We start from the raw sequence: 21,063 nt of genomic DNA, 5'->3' as shown, positions 1-21,063 counted from the left end.
ACGCCGGTAAAGCGCTCAGTTCTCGCGCTTCTCCTTGATCTTCGCCGCCTTGCCGCGCAGCTCGCGCAGGTAGTACAGCTTGGCGCGGCGGACGTCACCGCGGGTGACGAGCTCGATCTTCTCCACGATCGGGGTGTGCACCGGGAAGGTGCGCTCGACGCCGACGGAGAAGGAGACCTTGCGGACCGTGAAGGTCTCGCGCACGCCGGCACCCTGACGGCGGATGACCACGCCCTTGAACTGCTGCACACGGGAGCGGTTGCCCTCGATGACGCGCACGTGGACGTTCACGGTGTCACCGGGACGGAAGGCGGGGACGTCGCTGCGCAGCGACGCGGAGTCGACGGAGTCGAGCAGGTGAGACATTTCGTCTGCTTTCTTCGCTGATGCCGCAGGTCATCAACGGCAACTAGAGGCTGGGATCGATGCCGTGCGGTTCGGGACGGGCGTCGTGTCCCCCTGCGGCAGGGGCGCACGCCGGACGACGCACAGCAGCGGCCTATTCTTCCACGCCGTCGGTCCTGCGCCAAAATCGGCCGTACGGCTCTCCGGCGGGGTCCGGTTCCCAGCCCAGGATGGACAGCATCTCGCGGTCCTTCTTGTCGAACGCCCCGGGGTCGCAGCGCTCGATGAGGTCGGGCCGGTTGGCGGTGGTCCGGCGCAGCGCCTCGTCGCGCCGCCAGCGGGCGATCTTCCCGTGGTGGCCGCTGAGCAGCACGTCCGGGATGCCGCGCCCGCGCCACTGCGGCGGCTTGGTGTGGACGGGGCCCTCCAGAAGGCTCGCCATGGCCCCGGGCGCGAAGGAGTCGTCGCGGTGCGACTCGGCGTTGCCGAGGACGCCGGGGAGCAGCCGTGCGACGGCCTCCGTGACGACGAGGACCGCCGCCTCGCCGCCGGCCAGCACGTAGTCGCCGATGGACACCTCGTACACGGGCATCCGGGTGGCGTACTCGTCGATGACACGGCGGTCGATGCCCTCGTAGCGGGCCGGGGTGAAGACCAGCCAGGGGCGCTCGGAGAGCTGGACGGCGAGTTCCTGGGTGAAGGGACGGCCGCTGGGGGTGGGGACGATCAGGGCCGGCTCGCGGGAGCCGGTCTCGTAACCGTCCGCCAGGACCGAGTCCAGCGCGTCTCCCCACGGCTCGGTCTTCATGACCATGCCGGGGCCACCGCCGTACGGGGTGTCGTCGACCGTGTTGTGCCGGTCGTACGTCCAGTCGCGCAGGTCGTGCACGTGGACGTCGAGCTGACCGCGCGCGCGTGCCTTGCCCACGAGGGAGACGTTCAGCGGTTCGAGGTACTCGGGGAAGATCGTGACGACGTCGAGCCGCATTACGCCTCGTCCTCCGCGTCCCCCGTGTCCCCCGCGTCCCTGGACGAGGCGATCTCCGCGCGGTCGTCGATCAGCCCCGGCGGCGGGTCGATGACCGCGCGCTGCTCCTCCAGGTCGATCTCGGTGACGATCTCCTCGACGAACGGCACGTACACCTCGGTGCCGTCGGGGCGCTCGACCACGAAGAGGTCCTGGGTGGGCAGGTGCGAGATCTCGGTGATCCGGCCGACCTGCTCGCCGTCCTTCGTGACGACGTCGAGGTCGATCAGCTGGTGGTCGTAGTACTCGTCCTCGTCCTCGGGCCGCTCGTCCGGGTCGACGTCGGCGATGAGGAGGGTGTTGCGCAGGGCCTCGGCGCCGTTGCGGTCGCGGACGCCCTCGAAGCGCAGCAGGAGGCGGCCGCTGTGGACGCGGCCGGTCTCGATGGTGAGCGGCCCGACGGAGGCGGGGTCGGTGGCCAGGACGGCACCGGGCCCGAGCCTCAGCTCCGGTTCGTCGGTACGGACCTCCACGGTGACCTCGCCCTTGATGCCATGGGCACGGCCGATACGAGCGACTACCAGCTGCACTGTGCTTGATCTCCTGTCGAACTGCGACGAGCCACTCACGGCTCATACGACTGCGGGCCGGGGACGGCCCAGTGGCCCTCCCCGGCCCGAGCCGGTGCTGCGTTTGGCGTCAGCGGACGTGGTCCACGTCGACGAGGTCGACACGGACACCACGGCCGCCGATGGCGCCCACGACGGTACGCAGAGCGCGTGCGGTGCGGCCGTTGCGGCCGATCACCTTGCCGAGGTCGTCCGGGTGGACCCGGACCTCGAGCACGCGTCCGCGGCGCAGGTCGCGCGAGGCGACCTGCACATCGTCAGGGTTGTCGACGATGCCCTTCACGAGGTGCTCGAGAGCCTCCTCGAGCATGCTCAGGCCTCGGTCGACGCGGACTCGGCGGCGGCCTCGTCCTTCTTCTCAGCCTTCTTCTTCTGGGTGATCGCCTCACCCTTGCCCTCGTCCTCGCCACCGAGCGCCTCGAAGGACGGACGGGCGGGCTTCTCGGCCGCCTGCAGCAGCGGAGCCGGGGCGGGCTCGCCCTTGAACTTCTGCCAGTCGCCGGTCTTCTTCAGGATGGCGAGCACGGGCTCGGTCGGCTGGGCGCCGACACCGAGCCAGTACGCCACGCGCTCGGCGTCGACCTCCATCACCGACGGGTTGTACGTCGGGTGGTACTTGCCGATCTCCTCGATGGCCCGGCCGTCACGGCGGGTACGGGAGTCGGCGACGACGATGCGGTAGTGAGGCGAACGGATCTTGCCCAGACGCTTCAGCTTGATCTTGACTGCCACGGGAGTGGACTCTCCTGATTTTGACGTGGTTGGGCACGGCGGGAGATGCCGCGTGGGGTTGCGGTACCCGAGTGCCCGATGGACGCGTCAGCCGGAGGAGAGAGGGGTCCTGTGCGGCTGTCGAGTACAGCTAGCCATTCTGCCACACCCTGTGGGGCGGGGGTGACCGAGGGGTGGGCGGGATTGACGGGCGCCCGGCGCGGTACAGGGTGCCCCGCGTCGGTGCGGGCCGGGGAGTGTTCGCGCTGCCCGGCGCTTGCGGGGGTGCCGTCGCACCCACCCGTGCCGCCCCAGCGGCACGACTGCCCGCGGAGAGCGGGGAGCGGCAGCGGGAGCGGCGGGGTGGTCCCGGCATCCACGAGATGCCGGGACCGTCAGCTCGCTGCTGCTGCTACCACTTCTGGGATCTGGAAGGGTTTGCCGCAGCCGCCGCAGACGATGGGGGCCTGGGCGAGGACCGAGGGGACGACGCGGACGTTGCGGCCGCAGTCGCAGACGGCCTTGACGCGGACGCCGCCCCCGGAGGAGCCGTGCCGCGCGGCCGGTCCGCGGAAGCTGCGGGCCGTGTCGCCCGCGGTCGCCGCGGAGTGGGCCTTCAGGGCGCGCTGGAGGCGCTCCGTCGTCGGGCGGTAGCGGCGCTTCGCCTCGGGAGTGAGCGTGACCAGGGAGAAGCCGCTGCTGGGATGCGGTTCCTCGGGGTGGTCCAGGCCCAGTTCCTCGGCGATCGCGAGGAATCTGCGGTTGTGGTAGCGGCCGGCGCGGGATGTGTCGCGTACACCGCGCGCGGCGGCGACGCCGTGGACTGCCTCGTGCAGCAGTCGTTCGAAGGAGAGTTCGTGACCGCACGCGGACGACGACTCCCCGATCAGGGACTCGGGCGCGGCAAGATCGGGCAGCTCGGGGTGGTACCGCTGAATATCGGCCCACGCCTGCGCCAGCTCTGCGGCGAGAACAGGTGGTGTCTGTGTCGTGCTCACGTAATGACAACGAGCCTGGGTGCCTCTGTGTTCCGATTCCGGGGCATCCCAAATAATTTGCACGTACCCGTCAGTTGCCGCTGATGCGTCCTGACGAGTACGGGTGCGCTGATCTGCGGAGAAGCCTCACAGCTCGCCTCAAGGTGGTGCGTAGGCTGACGTACGCCCCCACGTGTAAGCGGTCTCCGCGCGGCGGTGCGCGTGGGGCTCGCGGGTGTGCAAGAGGCGTTTCGGTCGCTCTCGCGGGGACCCGGCGCCCCGTTCGACGGGCACGCCTCGGGCGCGACGTTACCGGGTCCGCCCCCGCGACCGCGCACCGCCCCGCCACAAGCCGCTCCCGGTTCCGTCGACCTTGGCCGGAACCGGCGTACGGGTGCCTTCGCATTGCGGGCCGGACGGCCCGGGATTACCGGAATGTGAATTCTTGCCACTGGCACAAGCCGACTGCCGACCGCCGCCGCATTCCACTGGACGACACGACGAGGGCGGAGTTTCCTGGCATACGGGGGGTGTGCGGGGCGCACTGCACGGGGGCCAGGGAACGGGGCACTGCGGCAACTCTCGGCTGATTGGGGCGCTTACCTATGACACCTACGCTCGTGCGGCAGCACCCGCCTCACACGGGGGCCGTCCCCCGTGTGGACCTACGTGCACGCGCGCGTGACTGGTCCGAGATCCAGGAGCGGATGCTCGTACCGCTCTACGAGGCCGTCTACGAGCGACTGGACGTGGGGTCCACGACACGGCTGCTCGGCCTCGGCTGCGGCTCCGGGCTGGCCCTGCTGATGGCGGCCTCGCGCGGTGCCGCGGTCACCGGCGTCGACACCTGTGCCGACCGGCTGGCCCTCGCGCGGGAGCGGCTGCTGCCCGACGAGCAGCGGGAGCCACGCGCGCGCGGCGACAACCGGATCGTGCACGGCTCACCCTCCCAGGCCGCTCGTACGGACGCGTACACCGTCGTAACCGCCTTCGAGCCGATCGGCTGCCTCGCGGGCGACGCGGAGGGGCTGGCCGATCTGCTCGCCGAGGCGGTGCCGCTCGCCGGGCGCGGAGCGGCCGTGGTGCTGGCCGGCTGGGGTCCGCCGGAGCGGTGCGCCACGGCGTCCGTGCTCCGGGTGGCCACCAAGCTGGCGGAGCCGCTGCGCGGCGCGGGCACCTGGCGCCCCACGGACCGCGACGACCTGGAGCGGGTCGCCGCGCGGGCGGGGCTGAGGCCGGACGGCTCCGGGCGGGTGGCCTGCCCGTTCGGTTACGCCGACACGGACAGTGCGGTACGGGGCCTGAAGTCGACCGGGCTGTTCGACCCGGCGGTCACGGCCACGGACCAGGTGCAGGTCGACAAGGAACTGGCGGAGGCCCTGCATCCCTACCAGCGGCAGGACGGGACCGTGTGGATGCCGAACGTGTTCCGGTACCTCGTCGCGCGCACGCCCTGAGACACGCCACTGGGGCGCCCCTCGCACGAGGGGCGCCCCAGTGACGTACCGGCGTGGGTCTCAGCCCATGAACTTCTTGAACTCGTCGGGCAGCTCGAAGTCCTTGCCGCCCTGCTGCGGCAGCCCGAAGGCGCCCGCGCCCTCCGCGGCGGCGGCGCGGCGCGCGGCCTCCTCCTGCTCCTGCTGCTTGCGCTTCATCGGGTTGCCGGAGCGCTGCTTGCCCTTGGCCTGCTTCTGCTTCTTCTTCGTCCGGCCGGGCCCGCCGCCCATGCCCGGCATCCCGGGCATCCCCGGCATGCCGCCGCCCTGGGCCATGCGGGACATCATCTTGCGGGCCTCGAAGAACCGCTCGACCAGGCCCTTGACGGCGCTGACCTCGACACCGGAGCCCTTGGCGATACGGGCACGGCGCGAGCCGTTGATGATCGTCGGCTCCTGGCGCTCGGCCGGGGTCATCGACTTGATGATCGCGGCGGTGCGGTCGACGTCCCGCTCGTCCAGGTTGTTGATCTGGTCCTTGATCTGGCCCATGCCGGGGAGCATGCCGAGCAGCTTCGAGATGCTGCCCATCTTCCGGACCTGCTCCATCTGGGCCAGGAAGTCGTCCAGGGTGAAGTCCTGGCCCTTCTTCGACGCCAGCTTGGAGGCCATTTTCTCGGCCTCTTCCTGACTGAACGTCTTCTCCGCCTGCTCGATCAGGGTGAGCAGGTCACCCATGTCGAGGATGCGGGAGGCCATCCGGTCCGGGTGGAAGGCGTCGAACTCGTCGAGCTTCTCACCGTTGGACGCGAACATGATCGGCTTGCCGGTGACCTGCCGGATCGACAGCGCCGCACCACCGCGCGCGTCACCGTCGAGCTTGGAGAGCACCACGCCGTCGAAGCCGACGCCGTCGCGGAACGCCTCGGCGGTGTTGACGGCGTCCTGACCGATCATCGCGTCGACGACGAACAGGATCTCGTCCGGGGAGACGGCGTCGCGGATGTCCGCGGCCTGCTGCATCATCTCCTGGTCGATGCCCAGGCGGCCGGCGGTGTCCACGATCACGATGTCGTGGACCTTGGTCTTCGCGAAGTCGATGGAGTCCTTGGCGACCTTCACCGGGTCGCCCACGCCGTTGCCCGGCTCGGGCGCGTAGACGGCGACGCCCGCGCGCTCGGCGACGACGCTGAGCTGGTTGACGGCGTTGGGGCGCTGGAGGTCGGCGGCGACCAGCACCGGCGAGTGGCCCTGCTCCTTCAGCCAGCGGCCGAGCTTGCCCGCGAGGGTGGTCTTACCGGCACCCTGCAGACCGGCCAGCATGATCACGGTCGGCGGCTGCTTGGCGAAGCGCAGGCGGCGGGTCTCGCCGCCGAGGATGGTGATCAGCTCGTCGTTGACGATCTTGAGCACCTGCTGCGCCGGGTTCAGCGCCTTGGAGACCTCGGCGCCGAGCGCGCGCTCCTTGACGTTCTTGATGAACGTGCGGACGACCGGCAGGGCCACGTCCGCTTCCAGCAGAGCGATGCGGATCTCACGCGCCGTGGCGTCGATGTCCGCTTCGCTCAGCCGGCCTTTTCCGCGGAGATTTTTGAAGGTCGCGCTGAGGCGGTCGGAGAGAGTGTCGAACACGGCGGCGTCGGTCCTCAGGGTCGGAGTCGGTACGGGCTGCCCTCCAGGGTATCCGGACCGGCAAGCAAATCGTCCCTGCCCGCAGCAGAGAACGGGCAGGGACGGAACCCCGCGTCGGCGGGGAGCAGAGAATCCCAAGCAGCTTGGAAATGCTGCCCATCGGACCACCCCCGCATCGGCGGGGAGCACATTCGGTGAACGCATGACCTGATCAAAAGGTCACGCCCGCAGCATCTCCTCCAGCTTCCGTGCCACCGCCACCGCCTCCTCGTCGGGCAGGGACGTGCCGTCGGGGCCGACCACGTAGAAGGCGTCCACGGCGTTCGCGCCGAGCGTGGAGACGTGGGCGCTGCGCACCCGTACCGCCGCGTCCTCCAGTGCCCGTCCGATCCGGAACAGCAGGCCCGGCGCGTCCTGCGCGCGGACCTCTATCACGGTGGCGTGCCGGGAGGCGGCCGGGGCGACCGTCACGCGCGGCGGCGGGGCGATCACGCCCCGGCGGCGCGGGTAGGCGGCGTCCCGTTCGGCGAGGCGGGCGGCGATGTCCAGGCTGCCGTCGAGGGCGCGTACGAGGTCCGCGCGGAGCCGGGCGGCCTGGGGCAGGGAGCCGTACTCGGCGGCGACCCGCCAGTCCAGCAGCAGCACGGAGCCGTCCACACCGTCCGGGAGGTCCACCGCCCGCAGCTCCGCGGTCCGTACGGTCAGCCGGTGCATGGCGAGCACCCCGGCCACGGCGGGCAGCACGCCCGCCTGGTCGGGTACGGCGATGCGCAGTTCCACGCCCAGCGGTTCGGGGTCGCCGGAGGGCTCGGCGGGCGGCTCGGTCTGCGCCCGCAGGGACAGCACGGGCGCGCCCGTGGCGACGGCCTCGATCGCGAGGCGCTCCTGTTCCGCGGTGGGCGCGGCCTCCTCGGGTCCGTCCGGGGCGTCTCCGGAGAGCACGGCGGAGACCCGTTTGACCAGGTCGGCGACGAGCGAGGCGCGCCAGGACGACCAGGCGGCCGGCCCGGTGGCGAGGGCGTCCGCCTCGGTGAGGGCGTGCAGCAGTTCGAGGGTGCCCTGGGCGCCGACGGCGTCGGCGACCGCGCGGACGGTGGCGGGGTCCTCCAGGTCGCGCCGGGTGGCGGTCTCGACGAGCAGCAGATGGTGGCGCACGAGGGTGGCGATCACGGTGACGTCGTGCTGGTCGAAGCCGATGCGCGCGGCCACGTCCCGGGCGATGACCTCGCCGGCCACCGAGTGGTCGCCGGGCCAGCCCTTGCCGATGTCGTGCAGCAGCGCGGCGACCAGCAGCAGGTCGGGACGGCTGACCCGGCGGGTGAACGCGGAGGCGCGTACGGCGGTCTCGATGAGGTGCCGGTCGACGGTCCACAGGTGCACGGCGTTGCGCTGCGGACGGCAGCGCACCCGGTCCCAGTCCGGCAGCAGCAGGCTGACCAGGCCCTCCGCCTCCAGCGCCTCCCAGACCTCGACGGTGGGGCGCCCCGAGCCCAGCAGGGTGACGAGCTGTTCGCGGGCCTCGGCGGGCCAGGGCGCGGGCAGTGGGCGTGCGCCGGCCGCCATGCGCCGTACGGCGTGCAGGGAGAGCGGGAGTCCGGCCTGCGCCGCGGCGGCCGCGGCGCGCAGCGGAAGCACGGGGTCGCGTTCGGGGCGCGCGGCGCGGGCGAGTACCACCTCGCCGTCCTGCTCCACGACCCCTTCGGCCAGCGGGGAGCGCTCGGGTGCCGGTTTCCCGCCGCCGAGGACGGCGCGCAGCCGGGGCCGCACCGCGCGGGAGCGCAGGACGCGTCCCACTTCGCGCCAGGTGACGTCACCGGCGTAGGCGATGACCCGCGCGGCCTCGTAGACCTGCCGCAGCAGCGCGTCCGCGTCGAGGACGCCCAGTTCGGCCGCGACCTGGTCCTGCTCCTGGAGCGCGAGCCGGTCGGTGGCACGCCCGGTCGTCAGGTGCAGGGCGTCCCGTACGTCGAGGAGCCGGCGGCGGGCGTCGGCGAGGCCCTCGCGCGGGGCGTCGGCGAGCCAGGAGGCGGCCACCGCGCGCAGGGCGGTGGCGTCGCGCAGTCCGCCGCGGGCCTCCTTGAGGTCGGGTTCCAGGAGGTACTGCAGTTCGCCCTGGCGTTCGGCGCGTTCCTCGCACAGCTCCCGCAGGGCGGGGAGGCGTTTCGGCGCCTGGTTGCGCCAGTCGGCGAGCACCGCCGTGCGCAGCGCGGTGGTGAGGCCGAGGTCACCGGCGATGTGCCGGGCGTCCAGCAGGCCGAGCTGCACCTTGAGGTCCTCGCCGGCCGTTCTGCGGGCCTCGGCCGGGGTGCGGACGGAGTGGTCGAGGGCGAGGCCCAGGTCCCAGACGGGGTACCAGAGGCGGTCCGCGAGGGCGGCGACCGCCTCGGGGTCGGTGCCGTCGTGCAGCAGGAGCAGATCGAGGTCGCTGCGCGGGGAGAGCTCCGCGCGCCCGTAGCCGCCCACGGCGACCAGGGACACCCCGCGCGCCCTCTGCGCGCCCGCCGCGAACAGTCCGCCGAGCCAGTCGTCGGTGAGGTCCGCGAGGGCGGTACGGCGCGGCGGCCCGGACCGCGCCTCCTCGGTGAGGAGGCGCAGCCGGGCCGCCGCGTAACCGCCGGGTCCCGAGTCCTCTGCTTCTTTCGTCACGTTCGTACTCGTCACCCGGCGGCTCCCGTTCTCGTGTGTCAGAGCGCGTCCGGACCGCGTTCGCCGGTCCGCACCCGTACGGCCGTCTCGACCGGGATCGACCAGACCTTGCCGTCACCGATCTTCCCGGTGCGGGCCGCCTTGACCACGACGTCGATGAGCTGCTCGGCGTCGTCGTCCTCGACCAGCACCTCGATGCGGATCTTGGGCACCAGGTCGACGGTGTACTCGGCACCGCGGTAGACCTCGGTGTGGCCGCGCTGGCGGCCGTAGCCGCTGGCCTCGGTGACGGTCAGTCCGTGTACTCCGAAGGCCTGCAGGGCCTCCTTGATCTCGTCGAGCCGGTGCGGCTTCACGACGGCGGTGATGAGCTTCATGCGTCCACCTTCTTGCTCTCGGCCGGGGCGACGGGGGCGGTGGCCGCGGTGCGGGCCGCGCCGCCGCCGGCGCCGCTGAAGTCGTATGCGGTCTCGGCGTGCTCGGCCTGGTCGATGCCGGCCACCTCGTCGTCCTCGGAGACTCGCATACCGATGGTCTTGTCGAGGAGGAAGGCGAGGACCGCGGAGACGACCAGGGAGTAGGCGAGGACGCCGAAGACACCGGCGCACTGCTTCCAGAACTGGTCCAGGCCACCGCCGTAGAAGAGGCCCGCGACGTCGGACTGGCCCTTGCCGGTGGCGAAGAAGCCGATGAGCAGGGAGCCGAGGATGCCGCCGACGAGGTGGACGCCGACGACGTCGAGGGAGTCGTCGTAGCCGAACTTGTACTTCAGGCCGACGGCCATGGCGCACAGCACACCGGCGACGACGCCGACGGCGATCGCGCCGAGCGGGGAGACCGCGCCGCCGGCCGGGGTGATGGCGACCAGACCGGCGACCGCGCCGGAGGCGGCGCCGAGCGTGGTGAACGCGCCGTGGCGGATCTTCTCGTAGGCGAGCCAGCCGAGGACCGCGGCGCCGGTGGCGACCTGGGTGTTGACGAACATCAGCGCGCCGACACCGTCGTCGTTGCCGAGCCAGGAGCCGGCGTTGAAGCCGAACCAGCCGAACCACAGCAGACCGGCGCCGAGCATGACCAGCGGGAGGCTGTGCGGGCGCATCGGGTCCTTCTTGAAGCCGACGCGCTTGCCGATCACCAGGATCACACCGAGCGCGGCGGCACCGGCGTTGATGTGGACCGCCGTACCGCCGGCGAAGTCGATGACGCCCAGTTCGAAGGCCCAGCCGCCGGCGCCCCAGACCCAGTGCGCGACCGGGAAGTAGACGACGGTGGCCCACAGGGCGATGAACAGCGCCCACGCGGTGAACTTCACGCGGTCCGCGAGGGCGCCGCTGATCAGCGCGGGCGTGAGGACGGCGAACATCAGCTGGAAGACCAGGAAGACGAAGACGGGGATGGTGTAGCCGTCCCAGAGTTCCGTCAGGCCGATGTCGCTCAGGCCGACCCAGTCGGAGTTCCAGCCGATGACGCTTCCGGAGTCGGTGCCGAACGCCATGGAGAAGCCGTACAGCACCCACAGGACGGTGACGATCCCCAGGCTGATGAAGCTCATCATCAGCATGTTCAGCGTGCTCTTGACGCGGACCATGCCTCCGTAGAAGAAGGCGAGACCCGGGGTCATGAGCATCACCAGGGCGGAACAGATGAGCATGAACCCTGTGTTGGCGGCGGACAGCGTGGGCGCGTCTGCGGCCAGGGTGATGGCTGGTGCCATCGGCGTCTCCTCGTCGTTGGTACGGCCCCGTGCGGGCGAAGCCTTGAGCGGATTGAGGGGTGGGCCGGTTATGCGCCATGAGATTGGCGCAGCGCCGTTTCGGTGGAAGCCCCTCGTTGTTTCGCCGCCGTGACGAAGGCACCTGGCGTGTTACGGGTCGATGAACTGCCGGATCCGGGGCGCGCCGATCGTTATCGTGGCGCAACCTCGGGTGTACGGCGGTGAGCCGTGGCCGGGGAGACACACGACCGGCCGCGGCCGGCCTCCGGATGACCTGGCATGGGGGAGCCGAGTCGGGCAGTTCGGGAGGACCGGCCGCGGCCGGGGCCTAGCGGTACCTCGGGGGTGTCAGACCGCCTCCGCGGACTCGGGCAGCTCGATCGCGAGCCGCTCGCCGAGTTCGACGACTTCGGCGAGGTCTCCGAAGTCGCGTACGGCGGTGTCGACCGTCTTTCGGATACGAGTGTTGACGCGCTCGGAACGGACCTTCTTGGCCGCCTTGATGGCGTCGGTGGCGAGAACCGCGCTCTGCTCGGGCTCGCTCTGCAGCAGGTGGACGGTGGCCATGCCGATCAGGTTGAGGGCGTAGGAGCGCTGGTGTTCGCCGCCCTCCTGGCCGAACAGCTCCACGGCCCGCCGCATCAGCGGCTCGGCGAGCGAGGCGTAGGTGGGGCTGCGGCCGGCGACGTAGGCGAGGTCGCGGTAGGAGTGGGAGTTCTCCGCGTACAGCTCGGCCTCGGAGAAGAAGCGGATCCAGTCGGGGTCGGGCTCGTCCCACTCGTCGGCCTCGGCGAAGGTGTCCTCGGCCATCCGCACCGCCCGCTTGCAGCGGCCGGGCTGGCCCATGTTGGCGTAGGCGCGGGCCTCCATCGCATACAGCATGGACTGGGTGCGCGGGCTGGCGCAGTCCCGGCTGCCGTACTGCGCGAGGTGGATCAGCTCCAGGGCGTCCTCGGGCCGGCCGAGGTGGATCATCTGCCGGCTCATGCTGGACAGCACGTACGAGCCGAGCGGCCGGTCGCCGGCCTCCTTGGCGGAGTGCAGGGCGAGTACGAAGTACTTCTGCGCGGTGGGCTGGAGCCCCACGTCGTACGACATCCAGCCGGCCAGTTCGGCGAGTTCGGCGGCGACCTTGAACAGGCGCCGGGTGGTGGACTCGGGCTGGGGTTCCTGGAGCAGGTCGGTCACCTCGTGCAGCTGTCCGACGACCGCCTTGCGGCGCAGGCCGCCGCCGCACTGGGCGTCCCACTGCCGGAACATCACGGTGGTGGTCTCCAGCAGGTCCAGCTCCGGCCTGGACAGCCGGCCGCGGGCGCGTGCGGCGGAGGACACCGGGTCGGCCTCGGGCCGGGCCGGCGTGGCGGACGGGGAGGGGACGAGCCAGCGCTGCATGGGCTCGATGAGGGACGGGCCCGCGGAGAGGGCCAGCGAGCTCCCGAGGAAGCCGCGCCGCGCCAGCATCAGGTCGCTGCGCGAGAACTCGCTGAGCAGGGCCACGGTCTGCGGGCCCGTCCAGGGGAGGTCGACGCCGGTGGCGGAGGGCGCCGGGCGGGTGGTGCGCAGGCCCAGGTCCTCGACGGAGACGACGACGCCGAAGCGTTCGGAGAACAGTTCGGACAGGATTCTGGGGATCGGCTCGCGCGGGTTCTCGCCGTCCAGCCAGCGCCGTACGCGCGAGGTGTCGGTGGAGATGTGGTTGGCGCCCAACTGGCGTGCCCTGCGGTTGACCTGGCGGGCGAGCTCGCCCTTGGACCAGCCGCTGCGGACGAACCACGAGGCGAGCAGCTCGTTCGGGCGTTTCTCCGCACTCGTAGCGTTCGTCCCGCCACCGCCGTTGCCGCTCACTGGAACGCCCCCATCCCTGAAGACCACTTGTCGCCGATTGCGCCAAGCCCTATCAGAATGCCGGTTGTCGGGGCCGCCCGTCCGACGGTTGTCACCCTTCGAACGGAAAGCCGAGTTGCCTCCGGCATACCCACGAGTGCATGTGCCCCAAGAAGCCGTGCACACAAAGTAACTCTACGATCACCCGTCTCACCATGGCGGAACCGCAATCGCCACCATTCGCCACCCCTTCGAATGAACTCACTGTTGCCATCCCGCGATTCACTTGACACTGGACAGCCAAGAGTGGATGCAGCGATGCAGTGAGGGGCGCGCATCACCGGACGCACCACCCCTGGCGCCTCGAAGCGCCGGTTGAGCGGAACGGCGTCGGGAAGTCGGAAACAGAGAGTCACTTTCTGCGTTCGCTACGTGACCATCGGCACGTCGGACCCGTTGGAGGGGGCATGGGCTTCACGATCGGTATCAGTCGGGGCATCCGCGACATCCGGTCCGGTTCGCGTCGCCGGAACCGCTCCTCGGACGGCACCGTCGTGGCGGAGTACACCGGACTGTGGGGCTGGGACGTGGTGCCGGGCGTCCGGGCCGCCGCGGGCGCCTGCTCCTGCGGCCGCGCCGGCTGCCGGGCACCGGGCGCGCATCCGCTGGACCACGCGCCGGTGATCCGCGCCGGGGCCCCGCTGGACGAGGTGACCGCGGTCTGGTCGGAGTTCCCGGGGGCCTCGCTGATGCTGCCGGTCGGGCGGACGTTCGACGTGATCGAGGTCGCGGAGGCCGCCGGACGCCACGCCCTGGCCCGGCTGGAGCGCATGGGCCTGCCGGTCGGCCCGGTCGCCGTCACCCCGGACGGCCGCGCCCACTTCTTCGTGGCCCCCGGCGCCGCCGCCGCGCTCCCCGACCTGCTCTACCGCATGGGCTGGGACGCCCCGGCCGCCCTGGACCTGCGCGGCCTCGGGCCCGGTACGCACATCACGGCGCCACCGTCCGACCGGGGCGACCTGGGCCCGGTCCGCTGGCTCCGCTCCCCCGCCCCGGACTCGGCGTCCCCCCCACCGGAGGCCCGCCTGCTCTTGGGCACACTGGCATACGTGGCACACCGATCAGGAACATAGCCGCCACCCCGCCGTCCCCGCGGTCAGTCGTGCCATCACCCCCACCACCCCCGCCGTTCCCGCGGGCAGTCGTGCCGCCACCCCCGCCATTCCCGCCGCCCCCGCGGGCAGTCGTGCCACCACCCCCGCCATTCCCGCCGCCCCCGCGGGCAGTCGTGCCACCACCCCCGCCATTCCCGCCGCCCCCGCGGGCAGTCGTGCCGCTGGGGCGGCACGGGTGGGCGCGACGGCACCCCGCAAACGCCGGGCAGCGTGAACCGCCCCCGGCCCACACCCACGCCGGGGCACCCGGACATGGCGAAGCGCCCGTCCCCCGCGAGGGCGGGCGCTTCTTCGCGTCTGCCGAATCCGTCCGACGGAGTCGGAGTCAGGGCCTCACTCCCCGATAAGGGCATCCACGAACGCCTCCGGCTCGAACGGCGCCAGATCGTCCGCCCCCTCACCGAGCCCGATCAACTTGACCGGCACACCCAGCTCACGCTGCACGGCGATCACGATGCCACCCTTGGCCGTACCGTCCAGCTTGGTCAGCACGATGCCGGTGATGTCGACGACCTCGGCGAACACCCGCGCCTGGACCAGACCGTTCTGCCCGGTGGTGGCGTCGAGCACGAGCAGTACCTCGTCCAGCGGGGCCTGCTTCTCCACGACCCGCTTGACCTTGCCGAGCTCGTCCATGAGACCGGTCTTGGTGTGCAGCCGTCCCGCGGTGTCGATGAGCACGGCGTCGGCGGTCATCTCCTTGCCCTCCTTGACCGCGTCGAACGCGACGGAGGCCGGGTCACCACCCTCCGGACCGCGCACGGTGTGGGCGCCGACCCGCTCGCCCCAGGTCTGCAGCTGGTCGGCGGCGGCGGCACGGAAGGTGTCGGCGGCACCGAGCACGACGGTGTTGCCGTCGGCGACCAGGACGCGGGCGAGCTTGCCGGTGGTGGTGGTCTTGCCGGTGCCGTTGACTCCGACGACCATCACGATGCCGGGACCGCCGGCCGCGTTCTCGGTGTGCACGGTGCGGTCCATCTCGGGACCGACCAGCGTGATCAGCTCCTCGCGGAGCAGTCCGCGCAGCTCCTCGGGGGTGCGGGTGCCGAGCACCTTCACACGCTCGCGCAGCCGCTCGACCAGCTCCTGGGTGGGCTGCACACCGACGTCGGCGGTGAGCAGGGTGTCCTCGATCTCCTCCCAGGTGTCCTCGTCGAGGTGCTCGCGGGACAGCAGGACGAGCAGGCCCTTGCCCAGGGCGTTCTGCGAACGGGAGAGACGGGCGCGCAGCCGGACCAGACGGCCGGCGGTGGGCTCCGGGATCTCGATCTCGGGAGCCTCGGCGGCGGGCGGTTCCTCGATGACGACGGGACCGGCGCCCGCCGGAAGATCAACCTCCTCTATGGTGCGCCGCGGTTCCTCCCGCGGCGTCTCGGCCTCTTCGCCGACGTGCGGCTCGGCCGGAGGGGCGGTGATGTCGGGCGCGGCGGGCGGCGGCGGGGGCAGCGACTTCTTGCGCCGGCTGCCGACGATGAGCCCACTGAGCGCGCCGAGCACGACCACGGCGATGACTACAGCAAGGATGACGATGTCCATAACGGCTCCAGTATCGGCCATGGGTACCCCGGTGGGGCCGATGCGGACCCGTGCCGGGCGGTACGTGCCGTGCGTCGCGGGACGCCCTTCTCCCGCGGTGGACACACCGCCGCCCCGGCCCGGGGGTGACCCGGGCCGGGGCGGCGGTGAAGGTACGAGGAGAGGGGCAGCGGGGACTTGGCCCCTTCTCCCCGGTCCTGGGGGCTGCGGCTCAGCCCATCTCCTCCAGCGCCTTGCCCTTCGTCTCCTTCACGAACTTCAGGACGAACGGGATGGAGAGCGCGGCGAAGACCGTGTAGATCACGTAGGTGACCGACAGGTTCCAGTCGGCCAGCGAGGGGAAGCTCGCGGTGATGGCCCAGTTGGCGATCCACTGCGCGGCGGCGGCGACACCGAGGGCGGCGGCGCGGATCCGGTTGGGGAACATCTCGCCGAGCATGACCCAGACGACCACGCCCCACGACAGGGCGAAGAAGAGGACGAAGACGTGCGCGGCGATCAGGGCGACCCAGCCCTGGGTGGCGGGCAGCGATCCGTCGACGAGGTCGGCGGAGAAGGCCCAGGCCTCGAGGGCGAGGCCGATCACCATGCCGACGGAGCCGATGATCGCGAGCGGCTTGCGGCCGATGCGGTCGACGAAGATCATCGCGATGACGGTGCCGACGATGTTGATGATCGACGTGGTGAACGAGTAGAAGAACGAGTCCGTCGGGTCGACACCGACCGACTGCCACAGCGTCGAGGAGTAGTAGAACGCGACGTTGATGCCGACGAACTGCTGGAACACCGACAGGCCGATACCGATCCAGACGATCGGCTTGAAGAAGAAGCCGCCGCCGAGCAGGTCCTTGAAGCTGGACTTCTCCTCGCGGTGCATCGCCGACTCGATCTCGGTGACGCGGGCGGTCAGGTCGACGTCCTTGCCCTCGACCTCTTCGAGGATCTGCCGGGCGCGCTCGTGCTTGCCCACGGAGATCAGGTAGCGCGGGGACTCGGGGATGGCGAAGGAGAGCAGGCCGTAGAGGACGGCCGGGACCACCATGACGCCGAGCATGACCTGCCAGGCCTCCAGGCCCATCAGCTCACCGCGCTGGTCGCCGTCGGAGGCGTGGAGGATGCCCCAGTTGACCAGCTGCGAGACGGCGATGCCGACGACGATCGCGGCCTGCTGGAAGGAGCCGAGCCGGCCTCGGTAGGCGGGCGGGGCGACCTCGGCGATGTAGGCCGGGCCGATGACGGAGGCCATGCCGATGGCGAAGCCGCCGACGACCCGCCAGAAGGCCAGGTCCCACAGCGCGAAGGGCAGCGCGGAGCCGACGGCGCTGATGGTGAACAGGACCGCGGCGATCTGCATGCACCGGATGCGGCCGATGCGGTCGGCTATGCGGCCGGCGGTCGCGGCGCCGATGGCACAGCCGATCAGGGCGATGGCGATGACCTGCGCGAGCGCGGCGGAGCCGATGTCGTAGCGGTCGCGGATGGCCTCGACGGCGCCGTTGATCACGGAGCTGTCGTAGCCGAAGAGGAAACCGCCCATGGCGGCCGCCGCCGCGATGAAGATGACGTGCCCGAGATGTTCGGGGTGAGCCGTCCCGGCTCCTGATTTCTGTGCCTGCGTGGTGCTGGTCACGTGTACTCCTCGGGCCACCGGCAACATCGCCGGATGGGGGTCAGCCCTTCGAGGTCCAGCTGAAGGTACCTGAAGGTAAAAACAACATTGCAGAGACTATGCCTTCAACTTTTGAAGTCAATAGGTCGTGTGCTGTGAGTTTTAAGACGCGACGGAGTAGAGATCGTTCAGAACTTGAATGTTGTGTGCCGGTCTAGCGCAGACGCTGGCTGATGACCTTGGACACGCCGTCGCCCTGCATGGAGACGCCGTAGAGCGCGTCGGCGACCTCCATGGTGCGCTTCTGGTGCGTGATCACGATCAGCTGCGAGGCCTCCTGCAGCTCCTGCATGATCCGGATCAGCCGCTGGAGGTTGGTGTCGTCGAGAGCGGCCTCGACCTCGTCCATGACGTAGAACGGGCTGGGCCGCGCCTTGAAGATCGACACGAGCATCGCCACGGCGGTCAGCGACCGTTCGCCGCCCGAGAGCAGGGAGAGCCGCTTGACCTTCTTGCCGGGCGGACGCGCCTCGACCTCCACGCCCGTGGTGAGCATGTTGTCGGGGTCGGTCAGCACCAGCCGCCCCTCACCGCCCGGGAACAGCCGGGAGAAGACGCCCTCGAACTCGCGCGCGGTGTCCCGGTAGGCCTCGGCGAAGACCTGCTCGACGCGTTCGTCGACCTCCTTGACGACCTGGAGCAGATCCGCGCGGGTCTTCTTCAGGTCCTCCAGCTGCTCGCCGAGGAACCGGTGGCGTTCCTCGAGCGCCGCGAACTCCTCCAGGGCGAGCGGATTCACCTTGCCGAGCTGCTGGTAGGCGCGCTCGGCGGCCTTCAGGCGCTTCTCCTGCTCGGCCCGTACGAAGGGGCGGGGCCTGTTGCGCGGGTGTTCCGGGTCCTCCGGCAGCTGTTCGCCCTCGGCGGGGGGCGAGGGCGGCACCGGCTGGTGCGGACCGTACTCCGACACCAGCCCGGCCGGTTCCACACCCAGTTCCTCCAGCGCCCTGGTCTCCAGCTGCTCCATCCGCAGCCGTTTCTCGGCGCCGAGTACCTCGCCCCGGTGAACTGAATCCGTCAACTTGTCGAGTTCCGCCTTGAGGTCGCGTCCCTCGGCGCGGGCACGGGCGAGTTCCTGCTCGCGGCGGGCCCTGGCGGCGTCGGCGGCGGTGCGCTCCTGGTCGGCACGGGCGAGGGAGACCTCGACGTGCGCGAGGAGCGTCCGGGCGCCGGCGGCGACGGCCCGGGCGACTTCCGCCTCGTGGCGCAGCCGGGCCCGTCGCTGTTCGGCACGCGCGCGTGCCTCGCGTTCCGCGCGGGCGGCCCGGTCGAGGGAGTCGGCCCGTCCGGCGAGTCCCTTGACCCGTTCCTCGTGCGTACGGGCCTGGAGGCGGGCCTCCATCTCGGTCTGGCGGGCGTTGGCCCCGTCGGCTGCGAGCCGGTCGCGTACGGCGGTGTCGGGCTCCTCCTCGAACGGCGTCTCCTCGGCGACGGCGAGCCGCTCGGTGAGTTCCTCGACGTCGATGAGCGCCTTGTCGAGGGCTTCCTGTGCCCGGGCCGCGGCGGCGCCGGCCCGCTCGGCCTCCCCGGCGGCGCCGCGTGCCTGTCCGGCGAGCCGGCCGAGCTGCTGGGCGACGGAGGACTTCTCCCGGTCCGCGGCCCGGCGCCGCTCCCCGAGTTCCTCGACGAGGGCCGCGCACTCCCGGCGCCGGCCGGTGGCCGCCTCCTGCGCCTCGGCCAGCTCCGCGCAGCGTACGGCCAGCTCCGCGAGCTCGGCGGCGGCCTCGTCCACGGATGCCTGTACTTCCAGCAGGCTGGGGGCGCCCGCGGAACCGCCCTGCGCGAAGTGGACGCCGAGCAGGTCGCCTTCGGCGGTGACGGCGGTGAGGTCGGGGTGGGCGCCGACGAGTTCCTCGGCGTCCTCCAGGGTGCCGACGACGACGATGCGGTGCAGTAGCCGTCGTACGGCCGGCATGAGAGCGGGGGGGCCACTGACGAGGCGCTCTGCGGGGAGGGCGGCTGCGGGTTCGTTGTGGTCGGTCGCGCGGTTCCCCGCGCCCCTTTGGAGCGGTGTTTCGGCTGCTTCTGCCAGGAGGAGGGTTGCCCGGCCCGCGTCCTGTTTGCGCAGGAGACGGATCGCTTCGGCCGCGGCGGACGGTGAGGTCATCGTGAGGGCGTCCGCCGCCGTGCCGAACGCGGCTGCGAGCGGTACCTCGTAGCCGGGTGTCACCGTCAGCAGTTCCGCGGCCGGGCCCAGCAACCCGGTGAGGCGGTCCTTCGCGCCCAGCAGGGCGCCGGTGCCGTCCTTGCGGCGCAGGCCGAGGGCGAGGGCCTCGTGGCGGGCCTGGGTCGCCGCGCGGCTGCGTTCGGCGGCGGTGGCCGCCTCGCGGGCGGCGGTGAGGGCGGCTTCCGCATCCGCGAGCTGCCGCTTGGCGGCATCGTGCAGCTCGGCGAGTTCCGCGTCGCCCGCGTCGAGGCCGTCGACCTCGGCCTTGAGCGTCTCGTACTCCTCGTGCGCGGCGACGGCCCGCTCCTGGGCCTCGTCACGGGCGACGGCCAGCCGCTCGATCTCCGCCTGGGCGGCGGCGGCGCGCGAACGGGCCGCGCCCACCTGCCCCTTGAGCCGGGCGAGCCCCTCGCGCCGGTCGGCGATGGCCCGCGCGGCGTCCTTCAGCCGCCGCTCCTCCTGGGCGAGTTCACGTTCCAGCTCCGCGCGGTGGGTGACCGTGTCCTTCAGCGCGCGTTCGGCCGCCTCCAGGGCGGCCTCCAGTTCGGCCTCCTGCTCTCGGATGCGGGCGGCCTCGCGCTCCATGTCCTCCGGGTCCCGGCCGCGCCGCTCCTCGAGGGGTGCGGAGGTCGCGCTCTGCACGCGCGCGTCGGCCAGCGAGATCGTGCCGCGCACCCGTTCGGCGAGCTGGGAGAGCTCGTACCAGGTCTGCTGGGCGCTGTGGAGCCGCGGGGCGAGCCGGCGTACCTCGTCCTCCAGGTGGGCCTCGTGCTGGAGGGCCTTCCTCAGCTCGGCCTCGGCCGCCTCCTTGCGTTCCTTGAGGGCGGCCTCGTCGGCGATCTCGGCCCGCAGCGCCTCGCGCAGCCGTACGAGGTCGTCGGCGAGGAGGCGGAGCCGCGCGTCGCGCAGGTCGGCCTGGATGACGGCGGCCCGCCGCGCGACGGCGGCCTGGCGGCCGAGCGGCTTGAGCTGGCGCCGCAGCTCGTCGGTGAGGTCCTGCACCCGTGCGAGGTTGGCCTGCATCGCGTCCAGCTTCCGCAGCGCCTTCTCCTTGCGCTTGCGGTGCTTGAGGACGCCGGCGGCCTCCTCGATGAAGGCGCGGCGGCCCATGGGGTCGGCGTGCAGTACGGAGTCGAGTCGGCCCTGGCCGACGATGACGTGCATCTCCCGGCCGATGCCGGAGTCGGAGAGCAGTTCCTGGATGTCGAGGAGCCGGCAGGTGTCGCCGTTGATCTGGTACTCGCTGCCGCCGTTGCGGAACATGATCCGCGTGATGGTGACCTCGGCGTACTCGATGGGGAGGGCGCCGTCGGAGTTGTCGATGGTCAGGGACACCTCGGCACGGCCCAGCGGGGGACGGCCGGTGGTGCCGGCGAAGATGACGTCCTCCATCTTGCCGCCGCGCAGCGACTTGGCGCCCTGCTCGCCCATGACCCAGCTGAGCGCGTCCACGACATTGGACTTGCCCGAGCCGTTCGGACCCACGACGCACGTGATCCCCGGCTCGAACCGGAGCGTGGTCGCGGAGGCGAACGACTTGAAGCCACGGAGGGTCAGGGCCTTGAGGTGCACGCCGCCGGACTTTACCCGCCGGGCGGATCCCACTCCATGAACGCGCGGTTTCGCGGGTGAACGCGC

At 71.5% G+C, this 21,063-nt stretch carries 16 protein-coding genes; 2 read left to right on the top strand and 14 right to left on the bottom strand.

The window, feature by feature from the left end:
* Nucleotides 1-15 precede the first annotated feature (15 nt).
* The 6 genes from rplS to ACFV5H_RS06010 all read right to left on the bottom strand — a co-directional run bounded on the left by rplS (nucleotide 16) and on the right by ACFV5H_RS06010 (nucleotide 3,650).
* Nucleotides 16-366 (bottom strand): 50S ribosomal protein L19, encoded by a 351-nt coding sequence (gene rplS / locus ACFV5H_RS06035; RefSeq protein WP_004924850.1) that lies wholly within the window; start codon nucleotides 364-366, stop codon nucleotides 16-18.
* Nucleotides 367-499: 133 nt separating this feature from the next.
* Nucleotides 500-1,333, bottom strand: coding sequence for a tRNA (guanosine(37)-N1)-methyltransferase TrmD (trmD, locus tag ACFV5H_RS06030; RefSeq protein ID WP_385055626.1), 834 nt, complete (start codon nucleotides 1,331-1,333; stop codon nucleotides 500-502).
* A complete protein-coding gene (gene rimM / locus ACFV5H_RS06025) occupies nucleotides 1,333-1,902 on the bottom strand; it encodes a ribosome maturation factor RimM (RefSeq protein ID WP_385193087.1) in 570 nt (189 codons plus the stop codon). The genes trmD and rimM overlap by 1 nt, the downstream gene beginning before the upstream one ends.
* Before the next feature lie 109 nt (nucleotides 1,903-2,011).
* Nucleotides 2,012-2,251, bottom strand: a complete 240-nt coding sequence (locus tag ACFV5H_RS06020; protein ID WP_005479813.1) for an RNA-binding protein — start codon at nucleotides 2,249-2,251, stop codon at nucleotides 2,012-2,014.
* A 2-nt stretch (nucleotides 2,252-2,253) separates the two neighbouring features.
* Entirely contained in the window at nucleotides 2,254-2,673 is a 420-nt protein-coding gene (gene rpsP / locus ACFV5H_RS06015) for a 30S ribosomal protein S16 (protein WP_030866131.1), read from the bottom strand.
* Nucleotides 2,674-3,047: 374 nt separating this feature from the next.
* Nucleotides 3,048-3,650: a hypothetical protein gene (locus ACFV5H_RS06010; protein ID WP_385193084.1), complete on the bottom strand. Its 603-nt coding sequence runs from the start codon at nucleotides 3,648-3,650 to the stop codon at nucleotides 3,048-3,050.
* Nucleotides 3,651-4,234: 584 nt separating this feature from the next.
* Between ACFV5H_RS06010 and ACFV5H_RS06005 the strand changes: the two genes are divergently transcribed.
* Nucleotides 4,235-5,086 (top strand): methyltransferase domain-containing protein, encoded by an 852-nt coding sequence (locus ACFV5H_RS06005; RefSeq protein ID WP_385193082.1) that lies wholly within the window; start codon nucleotides 4,235-4,237, stop codon nucleotides 5,084-5,086.
* A 60-nt stretch (nucleotides 5,087-5,146) separates the two neighbouring features.
* Here ACFV5H_RS06005 and ffh read toward each other — a convergent pair whose 3' ends face one another.
* From ffh to ACFV5H_RS05980, 5 genes are all read right to left on the bottom strand, one after another.
* Nucleotides 5,147-6,697, bottom strand: coding sequence for a signal recognition particle protein (gene ffh / locus ACFV5H_RS06000; protein WP_385193080.1), 1,551 nt, complete (start codon nucleotides 6,695-6,697; stop codon nucleotides 5,147-5,149).
* 219 nt (nucleotides 6,698-6,916) lie between these two features.
* Entirely contained in the window at nucleotides 6,917-9,358 is a 2,442-nt protein-coding gene (locus ACFV5H_RS05995) for a [protein-PII] uridylyltransferase (RefSeq protein ID WP_385193077.1), read from the bottom strand.
* A 23-nt stretch (nucleotides 9,359-9,381) separates the two neighbouring features.
* Nucleotides 9,382-9,720 carry a P-II family nitrogen regulator gene (locus ACFV5H_RS05990; protein WP_030231663.1) on the bottom strand — a complete coding sequence of 113 codons (339 nt, stop codon included), beginning with the start codon at nucleotides 9,718-9,720 and terminating at the stop codon, nucleotides 9,382-9,384.
* Nucleotides 9,717-11,057: an ammonium transporter gene (locus ACFV5H_RS05985; RefSeq protein WP_385059224.1), complete on the bottom strand. Its 1,341-nt coding sequence runs from the start codon at nucleotides 11,055-11,057 to the stop codon at nucleotides 9,717-9,719. The genes ACFV5H_RS05990 and ACFV5H_RS05985 overlap by 4 nt, the downstream gene beginning before the upstream one ends.
* A 348-nt stretch (nucleotides 11,058-11,405) precedes the next feature.
* On the bottom strand, nucleotides 11,406-12,902 hold the full coding sequence (locus ACFV5H_RS05980; protein WP_385059221.1) for a hypothetical protein: 1,497 nt from the start codon (nucleotides 12,900-12,902) through the stop codon (nucleotides 11,406-11,408).
* A gap of 446 nt (nucleotides 12,903-13,348) precedes the next feature.
* On the opposite strand from ACFV5H_RS05980, the gene ACFV5H_RS05975 reads away from it, so the two are divergent.
* On the top strand, nucleotides 13,349-14,014 hold the full coding sequence (locus ACFV5H_RS05975; RefSeq protein WP_385193075.1) for a bifunctional DNA primase/polymerase: 666 nt from the start codon (nucleotides 13,349-13,351) through the stop codon (nucleotides 14,012-14,014).
* 375 nt (nucleotides 14,015-14,389) lie between these two features.
* On the opposite strand, the gene ftsY is transcribed toward ACFV5H_RS05975, so the two are convergent.
* The 3 genes from ftsY to smc all read right to left on the bottom strand — a co-directional run bounded on the left by ftsY (nucleotide 14,390) and on the right by smc (nucleotide 20,997).
* Nucleotides 14,390-15,592, bottom strand: coding sequence for a signal recognition particle-docking protein FtsY (gene ftsY / locus ACFV5H_RS05970; RefSeq protein WP_385059215.1), 1,203 nt, complete (start codon nucleotides 15,590-15,592; stop codon nucleotides 14,390-14,392).
* A gap of 211 nt (nucleotides 15,593-15,803) precedes the next feature.
* Nucleotides 15,804-17,222 (bottom strand): sugar porter family MFS transporter, encoded by a 1,419-nt coding sequence (locus ACFV5H_RS05965; RefSeq protein ID WP_385193073.1) that lies wholly within the window; start codon nucleotides 17,220-17,222, stop codon nucleotides 15,804-15,806.
* A gap of 193 nt (nucleotides 17,223-17,415) precedes the next feature.
* Complete coding sequence (gene smc / locus ACFV5H_RS05960; RefSeq protein WP_385193071.1) at nucleotides 17,416-20,997, bottom strand: chromosome segregation protein SMC; 3,582 nt, start codon at nucleotides 20,995-20,997, stop codon at nucleotides 17,416-17,418.
* Between the last annotated feature and the right edge of the window lie 66 nt (nucleotides 20,998-21,063).

Origin of the sequence: Streptomyces sp. NPDC059787, from assembly GCF_042732315.1 — a bacterium.
Classification (GTDB): Bacteria; Actinomycetota; Actinomycetes; order Streptomycetales; family Streptomycetaceae; genus Streptomyces; species Streptomyces atrovirens.
Note: the sequence above shows the minus strand (reverse complement) of the source record. Positions and strands in the feature narration are given on the sequence as shown.